This is a genomic window from Vibrio sp. 2092, assembly GCF_033339635.1.
In the GTDB taxonomy this organism is placed as follows: domain Bacteria; phylum Pseudomonadota; class Gammaproteobacteria; order Enterobacterales; family Vibrionaceae; genus Vibrio; species Vibrio alginolyticus.
The window spans coordinates 424,834-447,012 of the sequence record NZ_JAWOUY010000001.1; the positions used below are offsets into that span (position 1 = coordinate 424,834).

At 37.7% G+C, this 22,179-nt stretch carries 23 protein-coding genes; 10 read left to right on the forward strand and 13 right to left on the reverse strand.

The window, feature by feature from the left end; genetic code table 11:
- Positions 1-159 precede the first annotated feature (159 nt).
- A complete protein-coding gene (locus tag R7P80_RS02455; protein ID WP_045592990.1) occupies positions 160-1,284 on the reverse strand; it encodes a hypothetical protein in 1,125 nt (374 codons plus the stop codon).
- A 429-nt stretch (positions 1,285-1,713) separates the two neighbouring features.
- On the opposite strand from R7P80_RS02455, the gene R7P80_RS02460 reads away from it, so the two are divergent.
- From R7P80_RS02460 to R7P80_RS02480, 5 genes are all read left to right on the forward strand, one after another.
- Entirely contained in the window at positions 1,714-2,088 is a 375-nt protein-coding gene (locus R7P80_RS02460; RefSeq protein WP_020331377.1) for a TraR/DksA family transcriptional regulator, read from the forward strand.
- Positions 2,088-3,005, forward strand: coding sequence for a hypothetical protein (locus tag R7P80_RS02465; protein ID WP_318096656.1), 918 nt, complete (start codon positions 2,088-2,090; stop codon positions 3,003-3,005). The genes R7P80_RS02460 and R7P80_RS02465 overlap by 1 nt, the downstream gene beginning before the upstream one ends.
- Positions 3,006-3,078: 73 nt before the next feature.
- Positions 3,079-3,789, forward strand: coding sequence for an NUDIX hydrolase (locus R7P80_RS02470; protein WP_020331379.1), 711 nt, complete (start codon positions 3,079-3,081; stop codon positions 3,787-3,789).
- Positions 3,790-3,940: 151 nt separating this feature from the next.
- Positions 3,941-4,480, forward strand: a complete 540-nt coding sequence (locus R7P80_RS02475) for a cytochrome b (protein ID WP_116921161.1) — start codon at positions 3,941-3,943, stop codon at positions 4,478-4,480.
- Positions 4,477-5,046 (forward strand): YceI family protein, encoded by a 570-nt coding sequence (locus R7P80_RS02480; protein ID WP_241619785.1) that lies wholly within the window; start codon positions 4,477-4,479, stop codon positions 5,044-5,046. Before R7P80_RS02475 ends, R7P80_RS02480 begins: the two co-directional genes overlap by 4 nt.
- A gap of 61 nt (positions 5,047-5,107) precedes the next feature.
- Here the strand turns inward: R7P80_RS02480 and R7P80_RS02485 are convergent, their stop codons facing one another.
- The 4 genes from R7P80_RS02485 to R7P80_RS02500 form a co-directional block, all read right to left on the reverse strand.
- Positions 5,108-5,302 (reverse strand): hypothetical protein, encoded by a 195-nt coding sequence (locus tag R7P80_RS02485; protein ID WP_020331381.1) that lies wholly within the window; start codon positions 5,300-5,302, stop codon positions 5,108-5,110.
- 18 nt (positions 5,303-5,320) lie between these two features.
- The gene (locus R7P80_RS02490) at positions 5,321-5,707 is read right to left on the reverse strand and encodes a hypothetical protein (RefSeq protein WP_020331382.1); all 387 of its coding nucleotides are present in this window, start codon (positions 5,705-5,707) and stop codon (positions 5,321-5,323) included.
- A gap of 123 nt (positions 5,708-5,830) precedes the next feature.
- Positions 5,831-6,460, reverse strand: a complete 630-nt coding sequence (locus tag R7P80_RS02495; protein ID WP_045592999.1) for an NADAR family protein — start codon at positions 6,458-6,460, stop codon at positions 5,831-5,833.
- 51 nt (positions 6,461-6,511) lie between these two features.
- Positions 6,512-7,327 carry a DNA adenine methylase gene (locus R7P80_RS02500; protein ID WP_045593001.1) on the reverse strand — a complete coding sequence of 272 codons (816 nt, stop codon included), beginning with the start codon at positions 7,325-7,327 and terminating at the stop codon, positions 6,512-6,514.
- A 144-nt stretch (positions 7,328-7,471) separates the two neighbouring features.
- Here R7P80_RS02500 and R7P80_RS02505 point away from each other — a divergent pair, with 144 nt between their 5' ends.
- Together R7P80_RS02505 and R7P80_RS02510 are read left to right on the forward strand one after the other, a co-directional pair.
- Positions 7,472-7,990 (forward strand): hypothetical protein, encoded by a 519-nt coding sequence (locus R7P80_RS02505; RefSeq protein ID WP_038129059.1) that lies wholly within the window; start codon positions 7,472-7,474, stop codon positions 7,988-7,990.
- 33 nt (positions 7,991-8,023) lie between these two features.
- Positions 8,024-8,419 carry a hypothetical protein gene (locus tag R7P80_RS02510; protein WP_318096657.1) on the forward strand — a complete coding sequence of 132 codons (396 nt, stop codon included), beginning with the start codon at positions 8,024-8,026 and terminating at the stop codon, positions 8,417-8,419.
- Positions 8,420-8,675: 256 nt separating this feature from the next.
- Here the strand turns inward: R7P80_RS02510 and R7P80_RS02515 are convergent, their stop codons facing one another.
- From R7P80_RS02515 to R7P80_RS02540, 6 genes are all read right to left on the reverse strand, one after another.
- Positions 8,676-9,896 (reverse strand): hypothetical protein, encoded by a 1,221-nt coding sequence (locus R7P80_RS02515; RefSeq protein WP_207802502.1) that lies wholly within the window; start codon positions 9,894-9,896, stop codon positions 8,676-8,678.
- A gap of 2 nt (positions 9,897-9,898) precedes the next feature.
- Positions 9,899-10,378 carry a hypothetical protein gene (locus R7P80_RS02520; protein ID WP_045593008.1) on the reverse strand — a complete coding sequence of 160 codons (480 nt, stop codon included), beginning with the start codon at positions 10,376-10,378 and terminating at the stop codon, positions 9,899-9,901.
- 73 nt (positions 10,379-10,451) lie between these two features.
- Positions 10,452-10,970 (reverse strand): hypothetical protein, encoded by a 519-nt coding sequence (locus R7P80_RS02525; protein ID WP_038129067.1) that lies wholly within the window; start codon positions 10,968-10,970, stop codon positions 10,452-10,454.
- An 18-nt stretch (positions 10,971-10,988) separates the two neighbouring features.
- A complete protein-coding gene (locus tag R7P80_RS02530) occupies positions 10,989-11,441 on the reverse strand; it encodes a hypothetical protein (protein WP_020331391.1) in 453 nt (150 codons plus the stop codon).
- Between the two features lie 42 nt (positions 11,442-11,483).
- Positions 11,484-12,407 carry a UDP-3-O-acyl-N-acetylglucosamine deacetylase gene (lpxC, locus tag R7P80_RS02535; protein WP_318096658.1) on the reverse strand — a complete coding sequence of 308 codons (924 nt, stop codon included), beginning with the start codon at positions 12,405-12,407 and terminating at the stop codon, positions 11,484-11,486.
- 113 nt (positions 12,408-12,520) lie between these two features.
- Positions 12,521-13,060 (reverse strand): nicotinate-nicotinamide nucleotide adenylyltransferase, encoded by a 540-nt coding sequence (locus tag R7P80_RS02540; RefSeq protein WP_229623784.1) that lies wholly within the window; start codon positions 13,058-13,060, stop codon positions 12,521-12,523.
- Positions 13,061-13,241: 181 nt separating this feature from the next.
- Between R7P80_RS02540 and pncB the strand changes: the two genes are divergently transcribed.
- From pncB to R7P80_RS02555, 3 genes are all read left to right on the forward strand, one after another.
- Positions 13,242-14,549, forward strand: a complete 1,308-nt coding sequence (gene pncB / locus R7P80_RS02545) for a nicotinate phosphoribosyltransferase (RefSeq protein ID WP_080930758.1) — start codon at positions 13,242-13,244, stop codon at positions 14,547-14,549.
- 75 nt (positions 14,550-14,624) lie between these two features.
- Complete coding sequence (gene nadE / locus R7P80_RS02550; RefSeq protein ID WP_229623783.1) at positions 14,625-16,712, forward strand: NAD(+) synthase; 2,088 nt, start codon at positions 14,625-14,627, stop codon at positions 16,710-16,712.
- A gap of 293 nt (positions 16,713-17,005) precedes the next feature.
- Complete coding sequence (locus R7P80_RS02555) at positions 17,006-18,367, forward strand: hypothetical protein (protein ID WP_116921157.1); 1,362 nt, start codon at positions 17,006-17,008, stop codon at positions 18,365-18,367.
- Between the two features lie 109 nt (positions 18,368-18,476).
- On the opposite strand, the gene R7P80_RS02560 is transcribed toward R7P80_RS02555, so the two are convergent.
- Both R7P80_RS02560 and R7P80_RS02565 read right to left on the reverse strand, forming a co-directional pair.
- Positions 18,477-19,754 carry a hypothetical protein gene (locus tag R7P80_RS02560; protein WP_229623782.1) on the reverse strand — a complete coding sequence of 426 codons (1,278 nt, stop codon included), beginning with the start codon at positions 19,752-19,754 and terminating at the stop codon, positions 18,477-18,479.
- Between the two features lie 149 nt (positions 19,755-19,903).
- Positions 19,904-22,099 (reverse strand): EAL domain-containing protein, encoded by a 2,196-nt coding sequence (locus R7P80_RS02565; RefSeq protein ID WP_229623781.1) that lies wholly within the window; start codon positions 22,097-22,099, stop codon positions 19,904-19,906.
- Between the last annotated feature and the right edge of the window lie 80 nt (positions 22,100-22,179).

Here is a 22,179-nt window from a genome sequence, read left to right on the forward strand (position 1 = left end):
ATCTAATATATTAAATGAGCCTTTTTGAGCAAATAAAAAGCACACAAAAACATACACTTTATGTTTATTTTTGTGTGCGCTCTAACTGTTCAATAAATCCAAAACATTCTAGATAACGGTCTAAATTAGGGCTAGCTTGGCTAGCCCAATAGCAAATGTTTACTTCTTCTGTACTGCTTCCGTTACCACGAATGGAGCATCACATGAAGCCTTGCTAGTAACTGTACCAACCATAGTGATTTCTTCACCTTTCACCATGTAGTAGCCTGCGCCTTTCGTCTTAAAGAAGACTTTAGCTTTAGCTTCATCACCAGCTTGGATTTCGACGTAATCTTTGTTTACATCGACAACTTTACCAGACCATTTCACGTAGCTTCCAGCATATTCCTTATTGAATACATCTTGGCTACGCTCCGCAGAGTACTTAGTTTCACAACCAACTTCTTTGCTTGCTTCTGATAGAGATTTCACGCTGAATTCGATTGTAAGCAATGGAGCTACATCACCACGACCTACATTTTCTACAGTTAAAGGAGCGCTTTCAAAAGCAGTGGCTTCTGAAGATTCACTTTTCAAGATTGATGTTCTTGTAATGTTACTCACTGTAGCTTCCGCATCAAGACGATCTTCAAGCTCAGCAATTTTTTGCTTCTGCTCTGCGATTAGTTTGTCTTTCAAAGCAATTGTCTCTTTCAGCTTACCAAACTCTTTACCAATACTATTAGTAGAGTTCTTCAGCTTATCTTGTAGCCTTTGGATTTCAGCATCTTTATCTTTGATTAGAGCATCATATTCAGCTTTTACTGCTTCCAGTTCAGCTTTTGTAGAAACTTTACCTTCTTCAAAAGGCAGAACTTCTGGAAGAACATCAACTTCTAGCTGTAGTTGCTCACGAGCAGCTTGGTTAAACTCAGCCTTGAAGAAACGCTCTGTGATCAACGCGCCAGAAAGAAGCGTTAGCATGATAACGGTAACAAGCCAGCTACCCTTCCATCCACCTTTACGAGGGCGGAATCTATTCCAAAGACCAAAAGTAAGAATAGAGATAAGCCAGTAAACGAAAATATTCATTTTCTTATCTTTCTTATCTACAGCTTTTTTGTCTTTCTTGTCAGAAGGCTTACCGTTCTTGTTCTTATCATCACCATTATCACCAGGCGCAAAACCAAGACCTTTATCTGAACCTGCCTCTTTATTTAGCTCAGCGCCACCAGCAACATTTTGATTTTCTGTAGAAAGCTTGTCACTTACTGGTGTTGAGGCATTTTCATTATTTTGATCCATAAAATACTCCAAGTTTATTTATTGATTAATTAATTGAATTAAGGTTGCCCTTAAAAGCAACTCAACACCATTACGGTGCTGAGTTGTTTACTTTTTTGTGTTTTGTGTTTGTGTTGGGTCATTAGTTTATGACTTGAGAATAAATTACCTAAATAAAAAAGATAGGTCAACACAAAAAACAATATTTTTCACTAAGATGAAAAAAGTTCTTGCCAACCTATTTTGATGCATGTATAAACTCGACCCAGCAAAAAAAGGCAGCACTGTTCATATATGGTTACAGTTGCAAAAAGCCGTATGCTTGTTTAGTGACCAGAAGTTATGTTGTAACGTGTAAGATTTCTGGTATGATCAATAATCAAATGAATATTAAATTTAAAATATGGCATGGCGAGTCCTGCCATTAGTTTATAATAAATAGGTAAAAATATGGACAACTCAACTCCTGAAATGACGAATGAAATTCGTGAAGCTTTTCGTGCTCGTCTAATCGAAGAAGAAATTAAAGTTACTAATCAACGCAAAGCAGCACTTGAATCAGCAAACGGAACTCAAGAAAAATCGGCAGACCAATGTGATGAAGCTAGTCGAATTGAAGATCGTAACTATCATCTTGCTATGGCAGACCAACAACTTCTTCGCCTACGTGAAATCCAAGTAGCCCTTAAGAATTTTGATGATGATTTTGGTTACTGTATTGATTGTGGCGATGAAATCAACATTAAGCGACTAGAAATCAACCCTGCATATCAACGCTGTACTTCTTGTGAACATGACCATTCATTAAGAAAGAAAAACGGGTAATGGATATGAAGGTTGTAACAGGGAACGCTAAAAAATTTGTAATATCAGCTACTCTGCTGTCAGCTATTTTGCTTTCAACTAATGTAAATTCTAAAGAAGTTGGTGAAAGTTACATTTATGACAAGTCAGTAGTAAAAAGCTTGCTTCAACCTTCCATATCAAAAGCTGAAAAAAGTAAAGTTACTCGTAAAGTAGAAGAAATCATAAAGCATTATAGCCAACAAGATAACTACCTTGCGCACAAACTGCTTTTTACAATTTACTCTGAAGATAAAAGTGACTTCTATTCTCTGCGATCAGCAGAAGAACAGTTAGAGAAAATGGGAACTGTAAGTCATGGTTCCTACTCTAAATATGTCATAGATTATTATGCAGATAAAAACTCACCTTTTTACAATCCTAAAAGAGCAGAGAGAATTGCAAGTGTATGCGCAGAACAAGGCGTAGAGAAATGTCTTGTTATTATGTTTGATGCTGCACTACATGATAAATCCTTTGAAAAATCTCTTACATCAGTAATGAAAGAGTCATTTTATAAGCTTGCTAAAGAAGGATTTAAAACAAACAAAGCCAAGTACACTTATGCTCGCGCAGCAGGTACAGGAATTCTTCCAAACAAAGGATTGCAAGATAAAATGCTCATCGAAGCGGCAGAAGATCTACACATCCCATCATTGGAAACTGTAAGTGGATTGTACGCAGAGCAATTCTACAAAGATCCCTCTAAAACCAAAACATTTTACTACACCTATTTAACCATGATTGTGAAGAGTGACTTATCTCCGACAGCAATGACTCGCTTAGGTGATTCCGCATCAGGTGTCCCTTTGGAAGCAATTGAGAAGACAATGAAGTTGGCAAATGAAAAGCTAATTTCAAGAGGCTATAAGATTCCAGACCAGTTCGCACAACCTTAATGCACATTTGACATTTAGGTTGAGTTGGTAGATAATCCTGCTAATCGCTTAATAGCATAGCAGGATTTTTAATATGACCGATAAATTTGACGCGTACCGCCCTAACGTTGGCGTTACAGCAGTTCCATTAATTCTCAAAGACAATAAAGTTCAGGTTCTTACTTACGTTCGTCCCGATGATGCTGAAACATTTGCGTCAAAAATCGCCCTACCTAATGGCTTTATGAATATCACCAAGCATACCACTCTTGAAGATGCTGCTATGGATGCGCTTTTAGAGAAGACTGGCGCTAAAGTTGCTCGACTAGAACAGTTTCATGTTTTCTCTGGTGACTACATTGACCCAACAAGACGTATCACGCTAAACGTACCATTTTTAGCGATGCACAAGATTAACGAAATCTCTTTTGTTGATGGTGACGATACCCCGTCTATCAATCACGCTCAGTGGATGCCAATTGAAGAAGCTCTAAGCCTCACAGAGAGCGATTTCGCGTTTAACCACTACCAAGTATTGTCTAGCGCTATCGAGCAGATTAGAAAGCCTGGCAACGAGGTACGATCTGCCATTGACCTTTTACCTGAGCAGTTTACCATTCCTGAGCTTATGGAGGCTTACAAATCCATTACAGGAACTGACATTAATGAAAACCGCCTAAGAAAGAAAATCCGCGACACTAACTTCATTATTGATAGTGGTGAAAAAAGACGAATCAAAGGCATTCGTCCAGCGACTCTGTACACGAATAATCCGAAGTACGTTGAGCCTATCGTATTCAATTAATCTCCTTGTATTCTTTTAAATAGCCAGACACTTGTCTGGTTATTTTTTATTCATCGAAAATATTGAATGACTCCATTTATAAATTCGACTTTTTTAAACGAAGTTATTGTTGGATAATGCTTTTCATCAACTAAATTAACGAATAAATAAAATGAAAGAAGCACCAAAAAACTATAGCTTAATGATGAGAACGATACATTGGTTCTCAGCACTAACCGTTGTAGGCATGTTTGGTTCAGGGTTGTGGATGGTAGATTTATCCTACTACAGCGAATGGTATAAGACAGCACCACATTGGCACAAGTCTATTGGTATTATGCTAGCCGCAATCACCATCTTTAGATTTATATGGAAAGCCTTTACCAAGCAACCTAAAACCGAAGGAAAGAAACCTGAGGTTCTATTGGCAAAAGTTGCGCATTTAAGTATCTACTTGCTACTAGCCGCATTGTTTGTCAGTGGGTATCTAATATCCACATCAGACGGTAGAGGGATCGATATATTCAATTGGTTTACATTACCTGGCGCTGGAGAGATTTTTAGCAATCAATCTGACATCGCAGGGAGAATCCATTTGTATGCAGCAGTATCACTAATTGCATTATCAGTTCTACATGCGCTTGCAGCAATAAAGCACCACTACATCGATAAAGACAACACATTAAATAAAATGATAGGAAAAGCAAAATGAAAAAGTTACTACTCGCGACAGCACTTACAGCTTCCATGTTCGCATCTTACACAGCTAATGCAGCAGACTATGTAATCGACACAAAAGGCGCTCATGCTTCTGTAAACTTTGCTGTTAGTCACCTTGGCTACAGCTTTATTAAAGGACGATTTAACTCATTCGAAGGTGAATTCAGCTTCGACAAAGAAAACGTGGAAGCCTCCAAGATCAATGTTACTGTTGACACTCGCAGTTTAGATTCGAATCATGCAGAAAGAGACAAGCACATTCGAAGCTCTGACTTTATCAATGCTCAGAAGTTTGGCACCGCGACCTTCCAAAGCACTAAGGTGACTGATCAGGGTGATGGAAAGCTATTGATCGATGGTGATATAACTCTACATGGCGTAACTAAGCCAATTAGTATTAATGCTACGTTCATCGGTGAGGGGCAAGACCCTTGGGGCGGTTACAGAGCTGGCTTTGAGGGTTCTACTCGAATTGAGCTTGAAGATTTCGGCATTCCTATCATGGGTACTAGTAGTTATGTTGACCTAGAACTTCATGTTGAAGGTGTTCGAAAATAATGTTTTTTAATAAACAATAAAAAAGCTCCCTGATTGGGAGCTTTTCATTTCTAAAGGGGGCTTAATTTTCCCCTGATTTTTTCATTCTACTTTCGTAGATTTCGATAGCTGTTTTAAATTCTTCACGAAGCGATTTTGCAGCTAACTCCATTCCTTCTGCTTTTTGCAGCATTTGATTAGCTTCATATCTCATCTTGCCTGCTTTCTTCTCAATGTCTTGAATAGCAATGATTACATTGACAGTTTCAACATTCATCGATTGAATCCTTTAAAACTATTGAGTTTTATTATCATCGCCTTTCTTAATCTCTGTACAGAAGTACAAGATAAGAATATGAATCATAGTGTAAGAGAAAAGAACATCACCCTGATCCACCAGCATGTAACAAAGGATCATGCTTACTGGCAGAATGATAAGCGCTGCGGATCGCACCTTGAGAACAGTATCGTTAATAGATACCGTTGAGCGATGAGAAAAGAAGTGCTTAACCTTACGCCAAGTTAAAGCACAAACTTCACCAAGCGTATAGTCCTCAATAGGCTTATCTTCAATTACGTCATTGTCTTTCTCTAAGCCAAGCAACATTCGGATAGCCAAAACGATTTCTTCTTTAAAGTAAAACAGAAGACCAAAGATAGTTAACATCACAATGTATTTCATAATTCACCTTTTATTGATTTTTGATTATTAAAACAATCAGATTAATTTTTATTTGATTGATAGATAAATACTACAGTAAAGAAAGTTTGAAGTCATTGAAAATTGGAGGTCATTAAAGACCTCCTAAAAGAACCCAAGCTGATCACATGCCTCACGAGGCTTTTTACTCAAACAACCTAGTGCTGGCTTTCCAAGTATCATCAAACCTTCCAAATCTGGAGGTAAAATTTTTTCGAACGATTTAAAGCCATTATTGAAGACAATTTCTCTTTGCTCCATCCATAGTCTACCAAGCACGTTCATTCCATATAGACTGCCATCCTCTTGAAGTTTCGCGCCCCAAAAGTCATCATGCTTTGAAATTTCAACGATGGGCATCCCTTTAGATTCATTTAGGATTGGAACAATAACATCCCAGTGTTGCGCGATCTTAAGCTGTAAACACCATCGCATAAACTGAATCCTTTCTTTCATCCAATACTTTCTAGATTTTTCAACAAAAGGCTGACAGCACTTCTTAGAAAAGTACAAGTTCTCCTGTTCAAAAATCAGTTTTTGGATTTCAGGGTGTTCAGTAAAACGAAGTGATTGATACAAAGCTTCTGTGCCAAGAAGTTCCAATCCATTAATTGAGATCGGAAACCCCGCACACATGTTAGACAGCTCTCCCCACTTCCCTCTTGTTTTCAAAAAGGCTGCTGAGGTTTCTTTATCATATGTACGAAAATGAACCTTGTTTTTTTGTTGATTCATAAAATTTCCTTTCTCAATCCTTTAAGGGGGCAAGCCCCCAAAAATCGACTCTTAGCTTAGTCTCTTTATCTTGTCTGGCGCTTGAACATTTTTCCAGGCGATAACTTCAGGTTTCTTACCGCGTTTCTCCCCATCTGCCGCGATAGAATGGTTTTTCGTAATTACTTTAAACTCGAATCCATTTTCTTCTAGTAGACTTAGAATGAAGTCTGTAGGGTTATTTGTTAGTACTGTAGGCAACCCTGTGCTACCAGCCCACTTAATACAGCGTACATGATCATCTTTTGAGAAACCTTCTACCCAGTAGCTAGAGAACGTTTCATCGTATGGAGAGTCAACAAAAAGGAATGCGTTATCAGGAAGAAGAATCTTTTCAAAGTCCGTAGAGAGGATTTCCCAATTACTCATGATATTTTTGTAGCCAAGAAGGTCTTCACGGATTAGTGGCTTAGAATCGCCTTGTGGGACGTTGAAGAAGCCTTTCTTATTGTAGCGACACATACCATTGAAGCTTGTTCTAAGAATGACGTAAAACAGTATGGCAAATTCCTCACTGTGCGTTTTACCATTGGTGATTAATTGATTTAAACGCTCTCGGTTTTTATAGTAATCACCGTCGATACCGTATTTCTTCAAATCAACTACCAGACCGCTCTTAACGTGCCTGTACATATTCATTAGATGAGGGTTTATGTCGTTAACAATGGTTTTTTCAGCTTCAATCGCAAACGCGCAAGCTCCACCACCAAAGAATGGTTCAACAAAGCTTGTTGCTTCGCTATTGGTGTAAAACTCTTTTATAACATCAGTAAGCCAACGCTTACCACCAGCCCACTTGATAAACGGTTCATAAGTAATTCCACTCATTTTTTATCTCTTTTATTAATTAATTTTTAGTTCTTCAATTTGTTTAGTGCGAAATACAGGTAAAAATGCACATCAAAATATTTTACCACATAAAAAAGATTGTGTAAGATGTAAATAATCAAAAAATGACAAATAGTAAAATTTATGAAAGAGTTAAGCGAAAAACTACGCGAGCTGGCTGGCAATCCAGAAACAGAAAGCATGAGTAAAGAAGAAGTAATTAACCAGATTCGAACACTATGCGGTGATGATAATAGTGACCATTTTTTCCTAGCTCGATTTCATTTCGAAACAACAAGAATGGACGTGTTTAATGAGATGCTTTCAATGTCAATGATTGAAGCCATTCTTCCTGACTTAATCAAGATTGACGACATGGATTCCCCACTAGCTGATATTGCATCAATGACTCTGATGACAATGAGTGTCAGTCATGACCCATTTGTTGATAAGTTAAAAGATGGTTTAGGCGACTCATTTCCTCTTTGGGAAGAAAAGATGTTAACTAGACTAAAGTTAACAATGAGAAATCTATTTTATCATTTCAAGAGCGTGGGCGAATCAGAGTCTGAAGCCAGAGCCAGGATAAACTCACACTATCTTGCAGAATATGCCAAATCAAGGTATCTACCTTTCGTAAGAAAAAGCCTTGAATTTATCTAGAACACAACAATCTTAATATTGCGGGAAAATACAATGGTCGAATCCCTTGTAGTAACATCATTATGTTCCAGCTACGACATTCCATCGGATATCGAGAAGGAATTAAAGATTGAGATAGGAAGGTCGATCCAAGCCGCGTTAAATGACGGGTTCGAAGCATCTAAAACACTTAACCAGCCCCCACTCATTCTTACCAACAATCTTATCCAGAAGTATGGAATTTCACTTTGTCTTGATCACAATCTATCGAGCATTGTAAGCGAAGTGCTTTGTAGGGCGTTTATGGATGGACACGCGCAAGGGAAAAGGATTAGAGAATTCGTTGATTTAACTGAGTGTAGTGAAGATCAAAACATGTGTCTGATTGGTAGAATTATTAATACTCATGCTAAACCAGACCATTTAGCCGTATTGAACTACTTAACTTAATTTTTTCCCTTAAATCAATAATCCGACTATTTACTTTAGTCGGATTTTTGCTTTGAGATTAACCCTAAGCACAATGAAAATGACTTCGGGTAGATCACCCCTACAACATAAATTATCGCATTTAAGCCAAGACAAACATATTGGACTAATATAGGCTCAATTCCCTGACTAGATAAAACATGCATGGCAAAGGGGATGTGAGTCAAAAGAAGCAATGCGCTCAACATTCTTACCCTTGTCCCGTTACCTATCCTCATTAGAAGAAGCCTAGTTGTTGCTGAGAACCTATTTCCCTACCTGAGGTGTTATTAAGTTCCAGATCCAGTTCCTTCTCTTTCTTCTCAACAATTGTTATGTCTCTCCCCTTCAGTTCGGTAGCAATGATATTTGATACTGTTACCCAACATCCATTAGATAGTCCAGACGCGATTCTAGGCATCAGAATCCTGCCTGTTGGGAATGCCTTATTGATTGCTCTTAAAGACTTTCTAACAGCCTCATAATCGCTATGAAGTATCGGTTGTCTTCCCCACCTAAACTGAGTGTATGCATTTACAACAGTGAAGTTTGCATCGCCGCGCTGAAGGTTTGCATAGGTGAAAGTACCAAGCTTTTTCCTATCAGCTTTTTTGGTTCGTAGATCAGCTTGGTACGCCTCATTAAATTCTTGCTTAACTCTCAGAGCGAAACCACTACCCATCGCATTTTGACAGTTACAGCCATGAATAAGTATGTCGTATTCCTTGTCCAACATAGCCTGCACAAAGTCACCCTTATGCACTTTCTTAAATGGTTGGAACTCATTGTATTTCTTCTCAACATACTCTAGTGGATCAAACCCAAAATGCTGAAGAATCACATGTCGCGCATTTTCGAGCTTCTGATCAATTAACGCATCAATTTGAGGATTACCTGTATTAAATACCTTGATACCTCTTCTGCTAGCTATACGGATAGCTTGACCAGTACCTCCCGTCTTTGAAGATGTTTGAGATTCATCTAAAGCACCATCAGGAGTGTGGCACATGACAAAGTTCACAGGCTTCTGGAGTGTTTCACCAAGCACCTGGCAGGTGTTTCTACACATCATATTTCTTGCGCCATCCCCAAGATACTGCCAATCTGGATGGTGACTTTGAGCAATGCTAACGATCTGATTTGTTTTAGGCGGAACGATATATTCTTTGCCGTTACCTCTACCATTAAAACCAGCCCAAGGTAAGAAGCAGTTTAGCACTCTTTCGTATTCACCCTTTGGCAATCCAAAGTTATCTGAAAGCCAATCATACGCAAGCTTGGAACCAAATTCTGTCGATGTGTCTATACCATCTGCCCCGCCTGTGTTGTTCGTATAACCAAACAACGCCATGCAGAATGCAAACTGCGCATGTTTTAGTGAAGTAATATGACTGATTCGTCTACTACCGATACCTGCGAAAGACCCTAAATTTGCATAGCCTATGATGGGATCAAACATTCCTAACCTCTTAGCTTATCTCTTAGCTGAGAAAGGGAGCTGTCACTTAAGAACTCTGGAACAAACCAATGATCCATACTGAGATTATCAATATGCTCATCTTCAATTTTGGATGTAGAAAACTTTTCTTCGATAAAACGAGCCACATTACTAACGCTATTTCTGTTTGTGTAGAAACAGAAAGCCTTTGTTTTATTAAAGTCGTGAGATTTATCAATAAAAAGAAGATCATCTTCATGAGTTTTTAAGTATTCATCTACAAACTCATTAATCATGTTTCCATCAATACTTTCATCAGTAATTCGAATCGCAGAATCAAAGAAGCGGATACCTTCAACTTCCATTTCTCTTTTCTTTTTAAGGATTAACATGTCAACTTGCATAGCAAATTGAGTGTTATGCTGATTACGATATTGTACTTTCTTAATGGTTAGCTCAACCAATTCAAGCAATAATTTTTTCTGAATTTTTGTATATTTCATTATAACTTATTTTTTATTGATTTAATAAATTTAATGCGGGGTGCTAACACCCCGCCCCTGAATCATAAGCTGATTAAGACAGCTCAAATGACTCACTATTAACATAACTAATGACTGCTAACTCTTTAGATTCCACCAGCTCGTGGAAGAACTCTTTATCACTGTATGCTTCAATCAAAAGACCTTCTTCCAATGATTTAATTTCTCTATGAAGAGCGAATTCCATCAAAGCAATGAAGATTGCAATTCCTAGCGTTGAAGCCAGAATCACTGGAACGAATAAGAGCAACAAAACCACAAAGAATGTTTCGATAGACAAGAAATCCATAAAATCTAAGAATTTTGCTCTTAGCTTTCCATAAACACCCATGCCATGAACATAGTTCGATGTAAAGTATCGATGCAAACCAAATGGCGCACTTTGAGGTTTGCTAGAATACTCGACAAAAAGCCTATGTGGGTTTTTGAATTCGAAACTAGCAAAAGACAAAGTTCTTTCCCTTTCATCTTCTGACTCTTTAGATTTCGCAACTAGAAAGTCATAGATGTCACGAAATTTATCGTGGTCTTCAATTTTAAAACCTGGAAACATTTTAGCTATCTCCAAAGATTAATCTAAAGGCTTTTCATCTGATTTCTCAGACTCATCAACTGCTTCTGTGTCTGCAATTGAAACAATCACTACGCGATCATCAACCATTTTTTGGTAAAACTCTTCACTAGAAGCCATGTGCGCAAAAACTTCATCTTTGAAGATCTTGTAAGCAAGATGCATAACACCTGCGAATACCAGTGTCGCTAGCAAGAACATACGTAGCGGCGTGATTAGCAGCAAAAAGTTCATCGCCCAGAAAAACGCTTTGTGCTTCTGATAAGCTGCAAGCGGCTTAATGAGTTTGTTTTTCTTATGTCGCATCAATGAATCAGGGAAAATTGTCTTTGATTCTTCAAGTGACACAAAAACATTAACAAGCTCTTTGCTATTGATAGCTACTTGTACTGTATCGTTTAGCGACTTGAAGTTCGCGACAAACTCCGCATGGGTTGCATTTCTCATACTCATAAATTTTCCTTTTCAATGTTAGTGAAGACCAGCGAAGCTCAACTAACACTCTAAAATTACATTTTCATTTATTAATTGATTTGAATATTTCAGACCTGAATCTTTACTTTCTATCTTAACCAACTCCCAAGCTTCTTCATTATTGAGAAGTTCAGTGAGAGCCAAGCTATTTAGAGCGTGTCCAGATTTGAACGCTGTAATCTTGCCTACAATCTGTTTCCCCTTCACATAGAAGTCACCGACTGCATCCAAAATTTTATGATTGACGAACTCTGCGTCACATCTTAACCCATTATCATTCAAAACCTTAAAATCATCAAGCACTATCGCATTGTCAAAACTACCACCTTTGACCAAGCCTATGCTTTGTAGATACTCAATTTCCTTTAGAAACCCGAACGTTCTAGATCTAGCCACTTCACTTACCAAGTCCAAAGAAGCAAAGCTAAACAAAGCTTGTTGCGGAGTGCTTCTGATTGCTGAGTGTTCAAAGTCTATTTGATAGTCAATAACGAAGTTACTTGATGGTTCAATAGTTATATACTTATCATCCATTTCAACATGAATCTTACGCTTAACCTTGATGATTTCCTTTGGCGCATGTTGAATCTCAATGCCAGCTTCCTTGATCAGATAAACGAAAGGACTCGCTGACCCATCCATAATTGGCATCTCATCGCCACTTACGAAAACACTGATATTATCAATTCCTGTCATTGCTAAAGCAGCCATGAAATGTTCTACAGTCTTTATCTTTGCACCGTTGTACTCAATAGCTGAACAAAGCTGTGTATCTTTCACTGATGCTAATGAGAGAGGGATCTCTACATCCATATCAGACTCGCGCTTATAAAATCTGATGCCTTGGTTTACAGGGGCAGGCATTAAAAGCACATGGGAAATTTTCCCTGTATGCAATCCAATACCAGAAAACTCTGATTTCTGCCTAATAGTTCTTTGCTTCATTTCTTTTTCTTCTTATTTTTTATTTGCAATATCAATTGATAATAACAACTGAGCGATAGTTGGTCAATTTTGGTCATACCAGTAATAAAAAAGCCGCTTAAAAGCGGCTAATATCAAATGTAGCTCTTGTCTATGCCTTCTCGGAAGATGACATCTTTCACTAATGGGAAGACAACTTCATCAATAGCCTTTCCCTCTTTAATGAGATTCCGCACTAACGTACTTCGGATGCTTACGATATCCTGAGCTACCGATAAAGACCATTTCTCTTTTATCTCCGCGCTGCGGTAAAACGCATCAAAGTTATCTTCATTATCTTTACCTATGATTAGGCTAAATTCACAACCAGGATACTGCCGTGTCAGGTGAGAAAGGAGATCGTAACTATAAACAGGCTTACCATCTTTCGCGATGTCCTTTTCACAGTATTCCCCTTTGACCTTTACACCATAGTTGTTGACCATCTCTTTACTAAATGCATCCACCAGCTTACATCTTAGGTCGAAATCGACCATCTGCTTACCGAAAGCATGGCTAAAGTTTGGAACCATCCAAATTTCATCAAACTGATCGTGAACTTGCAATATCGCATTTGCATGACCCATTGTTGGTGGATTGAATGCACTACCGAAAATTCCTATCTTAAGACTCATAAAAAACCTTTTTATTTCAAATGTAAAAACTTGATTGGGATATTACCTTTCTATTTCTATATAAGAGCACAAAAATACAAACCAAGCAACCTTAATTCATTTTTTGAATTTAGGTGTTGACAGGATACTTTCTGAGGGTTAGTATTTACCTAAATTCAGATTATGCATTAAGGTAAATCACATGAACGGTCAAACAAATACTCAGTTTAAAAAAGAACAACACAACTCCCTTTTAAGCAATGTAGAGGTAAATGCTATTAACTCTGCATTCCATCATCGTGACCGTATTATCACGAGCTTACTTGATAACGATTTCTACAAGTTCAATATGATGTACGCAATCTTTAAGATGCATCTTGGCGCTAAAGTTAAAGCAAAATTCAAAGTGCGTAATGATGAAGATCTTGCTTCTGTTATGCCTGAGGTTAAACGCCAGATTGAAATGCTTAGTCATTTGCGTCTGGATGAAACAGGCTTAAACAACCTACGCGAGAAAGCGCCGTTCTACGATGAGACGTTCTTTGAGTACCTATCAATGTACAAACTGAACAGCAATCACATCTCAATTACGCAAACAGGTAAAAACAACCTAGAAATCGAGTATAACGGTTCTTGGATTGGTTACATTCTTTACGAAATCTACGTAATGGCTATCGTCAGCGAATGTCGTAACCTATACCTGTACCCTAATGCAACAATGGAACAATTCCAAAAACCACTTCACGAAAAAATCAAATGGCTTAAAAAGCAACGTGAGTTAGGTCGTATTGATGAAAACTTCCATTTCGCTGACTTTGGTACTCGTCGCCGTTTTTCTGGAAAAGTACATGAATATCTTGTCGAAACACTAAAGCGTGAGTTGCCAGAACATTTCGTTGGCACTTCAAATGTGCGCCTTGCCTCTCAGCACCATCTTACAGCGATTGGCACTCAAGCGCATGAATGGTTCCAAGCGCACCAGAACCTTGGATACCAGCTTGTCAATAGCCAGAAAGCTGCGCTAGAAAACTGGGTACAGGTTTTCCGTGGTGAGCTAGGTATTGCTCTAACAGACTGCATTTCAATGAAAGCATTTGTTAAAGACTTTGACCTGTTTTTTGGCAAGCTATTTGACGGACTTCGTCATGACTCTGGTTGCCCATTTAAATGGGGTGAGATGGCTATTCAAGCATATGAAGATCTTGGAATCGACCCTAACACAAAAACACTCATCTTTAGTGATGGTCTAGACTTAGAGAAAGCTGTAGACATCTACAACCACTTCAAAGGTCGTATCAAAATGTCTTTCGGTATCGGTACATTCCTAACTGCTGACATGGATATCGAAGGTTTCAAAGCAATGAACATGGTGATGAAGCTTGTTGAAACTAACGGCAAACCAGTAGCTAAACTATCTGACAGCCCAGGAAAAACCATGTGTGAAGATGAGGAATTCATCACTTACCTGAAAAAAGTTTTTGATTACAAAGAAGAAGATCTTTTAAGTTAATTATTTGATAACTATAATCTAAAAGTGCAAAGCCCTGCTTGCAGGGCTTGATTAATAATTAAATTGGAAAAGTTTATGAAAAATACGATCCGCGTGAGCACCTGCTCTCTTAATCAGACCCCTATGGACTGGTATGGCAACATCGAACACATCAAAGAAGCCATTCAGCAGGCAAACAAGGATGGCGCAGCAATTCTTATCACTCCTGAATTGTCAATCACAGGCTATGGTTGTGAGGATTTCTTCTACACGCCTCATCTAAGCGAAGAAGCTTTAAAGCACACCCTGGAACTCACTCAACACGTTCCTGAAACGATGGTTGTAGCGGTTGGCCTTCCTGTTCTGATCAACAACCGTGTTTATAACGGTGTTGCTATGCTTACCCACAATGGGATTAAAGGCATCTCACTGAAGCGAAATCTTGCAGCGAACGGTCTCCATTATGAGCAACGCTGGTTCACTCCTTGGACAAGCAAGAAAAACGCACTAATCAACCTTCCTGGCATCGAAGAAGAAGTTGCAATTGGCAATATCGTTTATGATGTAAACGGGGTAAAGGTTGGTCTTGAAATCTGTGAAGATGGCTGGGTATCAGCTCGTACAGCACAAGGTCTTTTCGATCAGGGCGTAGACATTATTGCAAACCCAAGTGCGAGTCACTTCTCAATCGGTAAATTCCTGACGCGTAAGCGTCTGGTAGAAGAATCAAGCCGCGCATATTCAGCTTGTTACGTGTATTCAAACCTGTCGGGTTGTGAGTCGGGTCGTTCGATCTATGATGCTGGCGCGATGATCGCTGTAGACGGTAAACTCGTCAAGCAAGGTAAGCGATTCCACTATTCTAACTGTGAAGTTGTAACTGCCGATATCGACCTATCTCAAAGCCGCATTGGTCAGATTAATACTAGCCAGCGTTACTACTCCGACTTTAACGCTGAAAATCAAACTATCAAGGTCAAACTTGAACACAACTTTGATTCGAAAATCTTAGATAAGACTTTCGACATTGAAGCTTGGGAATTGAGTGATAATCTGGCTCATGAGGAAGCCATTCGAGCAATTTCAATTGGCTTGCGTGACTGGTCAAGAAAAACAAAAACTCAAGGTTACGCTCTTTCTCTTAGCGGTGGCGCTGACTCAGCTCTTGTAGGTTCAGCAACATTCCTATCTGTGTACTTTGAACTTGCTGAATTGATCAGCAAGAAAGACAATGGTGCCTTCTCTATCCCTGAACATTTGCTTCAATACATGGATGATGAATTGGTTAGCAAACTAGAGTCACTAGATAGCTCTAATGATTCTTTGCATAAACTAAAAGTCGATATTTGTCCTTCAATTGTGTCCAAGTACCTAACTTGCGCTTATCAAGGCTCTAGCAATAGTGGTGATGTGACACTTAACGCAGCGAAGTCTCTTGCGCGTGAAATCGGCTCAAAATTCCACAACTTTAATATTTCTGAGCTTGTTGATAGCTATGAAGGCATGATTGGAACATCACTAGGTATCGAATTTGATTGGGATAAACACGACATCGCCCGTCAAAACATTCAAGCTCGCGTTCGTTCTCCGAGCATTTGGATGGTAGCGAACCTAGAAAACAAACTTTTGCTAACCACCAGTAATATGTCAGAAGGCGCGGTTGGATATGTAACAATGGATGGTGATAGTTCTGGTGTGCTAGCGCCAATTTCAGGGGTAACGAAAACTCGAATCCTCTCTATGTTGCAATGGCTGGAAGAACAAGGCGTAACAGTAAATGAGGAATATTCTGTATGCCTGCACTCTCTGAGCTTCATCAATAACCAAAGACCTACTGCTGAGCTTAGACCTACTGCACAACAAGACGAAGATGATTTGATGCCATTCCCTATCCTAGATCGCATCCTAATCCTTACTCTAGAAGCAGGAAAAAGCCCAACTGAAACATGGGAAGCCATCTGTGTTGAGTTCCCGAACTTCAGTAAGGCAACTTTGTGTCAATACGTAGTACGTTACTTCCAGTTACTATTTAGAAACCAATGGAAGCGAGATCGTCAAGCTCCAGGTTTCCACATTGAGATTAACAGCCTGGATCCAAAAACGTATAAGCGATTCCCTCTTCTTTCATCAGCATATGAAAAAGAAATCTTAGAGTTACAAGCAGAAGTAGATACTTTTCACTAATTAGTAAACCTCGAAAACTCCAATTCAAAGGAAACAAAAACACCCGCTTGGAAAGCGGGTGTTTTATTTTTGTTACTAGGCGGCTAGGTCGTTTATAGACGTTGGTAAGCTGGGAGCCGTTCCAGTTCATACCCAATGAAGCTAAATTATACGAATCCATTTTCTCAGTCAAGATAATTTAAAGTCACACAATGCCCTATCAGTTTTTTTACAAAAAAATAAAAAAGGATTTTATTAGTTTAAATAATGATTTAGACTTATGAAAAATATAAATAAATGGAAAATGATTAAAAATGAATATATTAGAAAAAATATCCGACTTTCTGGATAACCTTTCAAAAAAGCCAGACATGTCTACTTATGAGTTAAGGCAAGCTCGATACAAGGAAACCCTTCCTTGGTTTGCTTTTTTTACTATCTGCATGATTGGCATCATATTCTTAATGCCAATGACTATCGATAGTGGTAATTCTAAGAGTTATTTGGGCATTGCATATCCGTTAATGTTCGTTACAGCTTTGTATACTTTCGGAACCATGTTTATTCCGTTTATGGATACATATGCAAGCATTGATGATGAAAGCTTTTTGGATAAGATATTACCGTTTAAGCTTCTAAAAAGCATCAAGAGAAAACACCCTTTTAATGTTAGCTACTTATGGTTTCACGCTATTATGCTAGCCGCTCCAATATACATGGTTATTACCATATTATATCCATTATATGGGACATACCCACTTATGGAGCCAAGCGCTTTATTCTTTGAATCTGAGAAAGTAACAAGCATTTACGAAGGTATATCAATTTTTGTAATGTTCATTTACCTATTCGGAAACACCAGAGAGCAGAATTATGTTGAATTTCAAGCAAAAGAGAAAAAGTTTGAAGAAAAGAACATAGTAATCGCAAAGCAAAAGATCACATATAAACACCTACAATTAGCAAAAGTATTGTGTATCTTATCCATCATGATGGTTGTATTGATAAATTTTGCTAACATGAATAAGAACTTGTTAGAAACTAACCTTCCAGTTAAGTACGTCAGCGAATCAGAAACAAAAATTATTCCATATAATCAGATAAATGCAATTTCAAGCTACGGTTCTCCTGACATAAAAATGTACAATGCTTCTTTGATGGGTGATCCTCTTGGTCAATTAATTTTATTAAGCGCATTTACAGAAGTTGAATATAAGGAAACGCCTGAACTATCTAGAGCAGTTGCTTTCTCGTTAATGAAAGGATTAAACGAATTTCAATCAAGCAAAGCTAGGGTGGCACTAATGGTTGAAAAATATCCGATTCTGCAAATGCAAAAAACACATTATGAACTATTCAAAAATCAGGATATAGACTTAGAAGTTAAGATTCTCGATTTAATATACAAAAATGATTTAACAGCACTCAAATCAGAACTGGAAAAGCATCATTCGGAAATCTTTATATCCCCTAAAGATGCGGTAAAAGAAGGGAAAGACTCTATTGCCCCACTTTCTGCCATGACTATCAGCCATATGGTTAAATCAGGGAATTTTGAATATGAAGTGTCATACTTTAGAACAAAGAATCGAATTGACTACAAACCTAAACATGAAGCTGCAAAAGAAATGGTTAAGCTAATGAAGTTTTTTGAATCTGCTCATCGAGTTAAATAATAAAAAACGGACAAATCGCTCATGCACTGTCATGGGCGATTTTTTATACTCAATTTAATTAGACTGTTAAAAAATAAAAAACCCAAAGCGATAACTTTGGGTTTTGTATTCAACAGCTACTTGCTATCTCATCATTTTCTTCGGTTTCTGCATTATCTATCTCAACATCCACCTTCGTACTTGGAATCAAATCAGCAACTGAAATTTTTAACATATCATCAATTTCTAAATCACTTACCCTATCCAAAACCACATCATAGAACGAGGTAATACCATGTAGCTTGTGCTTTAACTCATCACTTACGAAGCTCAGCTTTGATAAGTATGAGATTTGGAAAACCCTACCTGCCAGCTCTTTTGCCGTAAATGACTGACCTTTATAGATCTCTGTCATTTCAAACTGTTCGTAAGCGACAAGGTAAGAGAAAATTGATCTTAGCTTAGCATTATCTACGAATGATACACCTTCAGCCTTTGTTATGGCTGAAAAAATTGATATCACCGAATCTCTATTTTTTACAGAAATTTTAGATGTTCCGTAAACGTTGTCGAGGATTGTTAATGCCATATCGATATAGTCAGAAACAAGCTCGTCAATCAACTCATACCATTCGGTTTCAACGGATTCATGGATGACCATTGCCCTGATGATAAATGCCTTCTCAAGCTTTTGAGCAATTGAAGACAACTCGCGTTTCTTGAACTGTTTGATATCTCCGTCTTCGATTTCAAAAGCTTTCATTCTCTCTTTCAGGTTCATATAAGAGCGATAAAGAGAAGCAAGCATTCCAACAACCGTACAGTGACGATTGATGTTTTGATCGATTACGTCTTCCTTGATATCTTTAATAAACAAAAGCTTTGGCTGATCAATCAAATAGGCAATTGCCTCATGATAGTCATCTTCGCGCTTTTGTTGATTACGAAGCCTGTCAAGCTCCTTCCTTTCTTCTTCTGTAAGAACTGGTTTTGGATCTTCATTTAAAGGTTTTGCGCTTTTATTTACTATTAATTCAGACGCAGCTTCTTTCTTTTGTTCAATTTTTTGTTCTTTCCTGTAAAGCTCTAAAGCATAATCAAGCATTTCCTGATGGAAACCCTTATCCTCATCTTTGAGGACTGTTATTACCTTTAGATGCTCTACACCTCCGATCACGCCCATTGTTTTGCAGATGAAATACGCACCACTATCGGATACTAAGAAACGATATTTATGACGTTCAGATTTTTTAATACGCCTATACGAAAGCGTACCTGAGATAAAGCTTAAATCTTTAGCTTTACATGGTGTTAGAGTCTTTATTTCATTACTTAAAACTAAACCTGGAAATCTTTGATTAAATCTTTTGTTAGCGTGATCAGAGAAAACGAATTCATACGGATTCATCCTCTCCACCTTTTATTAATAAATTTATATTTTATTTAGGTCAAAAAGACCCTTTTTCATAAATGATACTAACAAAAGAATCTGATGTTGTACATAGAATTAATAAACAAAAGCCCCGTATTTACGGGGCTTTAAGGCTATTTTTAATTTTATACTCTATATTTTTTAACTCTTGAACCTGAGAGATAAGCTGTATAAATTTTGTCCATTGATGTGGATGGTTGATAGAAATTCCCTTGCATTAACTTAAAGCCTCTGTCCCTAAAGTTATTGCTTGATTTTAGGTTCTCTACCATCTTTATAACTACATCAATAGACTTACCTGCCATATTGTCCTTAACTTGAGACATGATTTTCATATCAGCCTTATTCGATATCATCATTGAGTTTATTTTTACGCCTGTGATGTTCACATTGGCGGATAACTGGCTAACGATCAACGGGCTAGTCATATCATCTACAACAACCCCGAATCCGAGATTGCTCAGGTTAATCAGGTTCTCCAGTACCTGAATATTCCTTTTCATAGCTATAGACTCAGAGACCTCAAACTCAATCATTTCAGGCTTAACTAAAGATGAAGTTAAATGCTTATTCACGATAGAGATAAGCTTTTTCTCCAGCAACTGCTTTTCTGAAAGATTGATTGAAATTTTAAGGTCAGTCCTACCTAGCAACTCAAACTTACGCGCCTCTATGAAGACCTTTTTAACAATAAACTCGGTTAATTTACCCAACCCACCATTCATATAGAACATGTCTATCAATTGCGCTGGTGATACTTGCTCATTTGTCTTATCCCATCTCAGAAGCGATTCTAGAGACACCATACGCTCTGATTTGATATTTATCACTGGTTGGTAGACTAGTGACAACTCGTCGTTCTCCAAAGCAGACGGAAGCTTTAAAGAGCACTCGCTTACATCCGTTTCAATATCAAAGAACTTCTCCTGGCAAACTAAGATGTCATCATCGTGTTTTGTAAATGCATAAAGGAGCTTATAGACAGAAATATCCACCTTATCTTCCATGCTTACAGGAAGAGCAAAAATTCTAAAGTGGCAATATGAAGAGTGGTCAGAAAGTCTATTATGAATAGCAATAAGATCTTGTCTTGTAAGAGGCGCTTCTGAACTTACAAAAGAGATCACCCTCTTGAAATCAAGGGAACCAACGTGATTTAAGAAAAGACCGTTTGACTCGTTAATATAGAAAGAAAACGAGTTGATAAATGAATTTACAGTGAAGTTTTCGTTTCTTGTAAGGGCAATATCAAAGACATTCGTGACCTCAAGAACAAAAATGAAGTGATACTTGTATCCAGAATAAACATAGTCAGAGACCGATCCATTTAGCATCTTTTCTCTGAATACCATGACATCATTTTTGGTCTGAAATAGGTCTTTATCAACTCTAAAGAGCTTCTCTGAAGACTCTTTCTTCAAAAGCTTCCCAAACAGCAAATCTTTGGTGCTAAGATCACCTGAGCCAATCATTCTTACTACATTATTTAACCGATCAGACTCTTTAGAATAAACTGAAGATTTTCTCATCAAGATAAGCAAGCAGCCAAGAAGAAGACTGATAGTAATCACATAGGAAGACACATCCACCAGCCTGAAGGCAGAAAAGTAGCTGTTATCATAAGATGGGATGGCGACTATAATATCGACTCCCATTTCACTGTGTTGCTTTGAAACATAGAACCCATCAATCTTAGTCGCTCTTTGCGCTAGGTTCGAATTATAGATTAAATTACTGACAAAACTAGGTTCTATTACTGTACCATTCTCTTCAATGATAATGATTGTATTGTTTACAATATTAAAATAGTCGAAATGGTGCGATTCTTTTAAAGCATGAGTTTCCTCACTTATATTAAAAGTAACCAAAATCGCGTAATCCAAAGGAATGCCATTTTCCAATTTCTGAAATTGGTGATATACACTCACTGATTGATTAGGAACATCATATTTAATCTGATAGAACTTATCAGCAACAATAAGACTCTTATAATTTTGTACACTTAAGACCTTAGGGAACTCCGCCGTTCTACCTATAAAATGACACTCCCACTTTTCGTTATTTTGGGAATAAACGATACTGTCTATTTTATCTTTATCATACATATTTGCTTGTGTTAGCATGATATATGATTGCTTATAAGTCTCTATCCTGTGTATCACCCTAGATAAGTTAGTTTTAGCAATATCGCTTACATGGTAAGACCGCTCGGTTGTAGCTTCTAGATCTTCATATTCTATTTCTAAGATCTCGATAAATAAATTAAAACACAGCACTAATATTACAAAAACGACAATAGCAATTGACTTGGCAAAATTCATACACACCTCTACTCAGGGCGCGAATTCTAACATAAATCAAGTTGTTATAAAAATATAATAAATTAAACAAAATCAGCTAG

Excerpts from the sequence above, each read along its gene's own strand:
- R7P80_RS02455 (WP_045592990.1), bottom strand. The coding sequence starts at position 1,284 with ATGGATCAAAATAATGAAAATGCCTCAACACCAGTAAGTGACAAGCTT.
- R7P80_RS02460 (WP_020331377.1), top strand. The coding sequence starts at position 1,714 with ATGGACAACTCAACTCCTGAAATGACGAATGAAATTCGTGAAGCTTTT.
- R7P80_RS02465 (WP_318096656.1), top strand. The coding sequence starts at position 2,088 with ATGGATATGAAGGTTGTAACAGGGAACGCTAAAAAATTTGTAATATCA.
- R7P80_RS02470 (WP_020331379.1), top strand. The coding sequence starts at position 3,079 with ATGACCGATAAATTTGACGCGTACCGCCCTAACGTTGGCGTTACAGCA.
- R7P80_RS02475 (WP_116921161.1), top strand. The coding sequence starts at position 3,941 with ATGAAAGAAGCACCAAAAAACTATAGCTTAATGATGAGAACGATACAT.
- R7P80_RS02480 (WP_241619785.1), top strand. The coding sequence starts at position 4,477 with ATGAAAAAGTTACTACTCGCGACAGCACTTACAGCTTCCATGTTCGCA.
- R7P80_RS02485 (WP_020331381.1), bottom strand. The coding sequence starts at position 5,302 with ATGAATGTTGAAACTGTCAATGTAATCATTGCTATTCAAGACATTGAG.
- R7P80_RS02490 (WP_020331382.1), bottom strand. The coding sequence starts at position 5,707 with ATGAAATACATTGTGATGTTAACTATCTTTGGTCTTCTGTTTTACTTT.
- R7P80_RS02495 (WP_045592999.1), bottom strand. The coding sequence starts at position 6,460 with ATGAATCAACAAAAAAACAAGGTTCATTTTCGTACATATGATAAAGAA.
- R7P80_RS02500 (WP_045593001.1), bottom strand. The coding sequence starts at position 7,327 with ATGAGTGGAATTACTTATGAACCGTTTATCAAGTGGGCTGGTGGTAAG.
- R7P80_RS02505 (WP_038129059.1), top strand. The coding sequence starts at position 7,472 with ATGAAAGAGTTAAGCGAAAAACTACGCGAGCTGGCTGGCAATCCAGAA.
- R7P80_RS02510 (WP_318096657.1), top strand. The coding sequence starts at position 8,024 with ATGGTCGAATCCCTTGTAGTAACATCATTATGTTCCAGCTACGACATT.
- R7P80_RS02515 (WP_207802502.1), bottom strand. The coding sequence starts at position 9,896 with ATGTTTGATCCCATCATAGGCTATGCAAATTTAGGGTCTTTCGCAGGT.
- R7P80_RS02520 (WP_045593008.1), bottom strand. The coding sequence starts at position 10,378 with ATGAAATATACAAAAATTCAGAAAAAATTATTGCTTGAATTGGTTGAG.
- R7P80_RS02525 (WP_038129067.1), bottom strand. The coding sequence starts at position 10,970 with ATGTTTCCAGGTTTTAAAATTGAAGACCACGATAAATTTCGTGACATC.
- R7P80_RS02530 (WP_020331391.1), bottom strand. The coding sequence starts at position 11,441 with ATGAGTATGAGAAATGCAACCCATGCGGAGTTTGTCGCGAACTTCAAG.
- lpxC (WP_318096658.1), bottom strand. The coding sequence starts at position 12,407 with ATGAAGCAAAGAACTATTAGGCAGAAATCAGAGTTTTCTGGTATTGGA.
- R7P80_RS02540 (WP_229623784.1), bottom strand. The coding sequence starts at position 13,060 with ATGAGTCTTAAGATAGGAATTTTCGGTAGTGCATTCAATCCACCAACA.
- pncB (WP_080930758.1), top strand. The coding sequence starts at position 13,242 with ATGAACGGTCAAACAAATACTCAGTTTAAAAAAGAACAACACAACTCC.
- nadE (WP_229623783.1), top strand. The coding sequence starts at position 14,625 with ATGAAAAATACGATCCGCGTGAGCACCTGCTCTCTTAATCAGACCCCT.
- R7P80_RS02555 (WP_116921157.1), top strand. The coding sequence starts at position 17,006 with ATGAATATATTAGAAAAAATATCCGACTTTCTGGATAACCTTTCAAAA.
- R7P80_RS02560 (WP_229623782.1), bottom strand. The coding sequence starts at position 19,754 with ATGAATCCGTATGAATTCGTTTTCTCTGATCACGCTAACAAAAGATTT.
- R7P80_RS02565 (WP_229623781.1), bottom strand. The coding sequence starts at position 22,099 with ATGAATTTTGCCAAGTCAATTGCTATTGTCGTTTTTGTAATATTAGTG.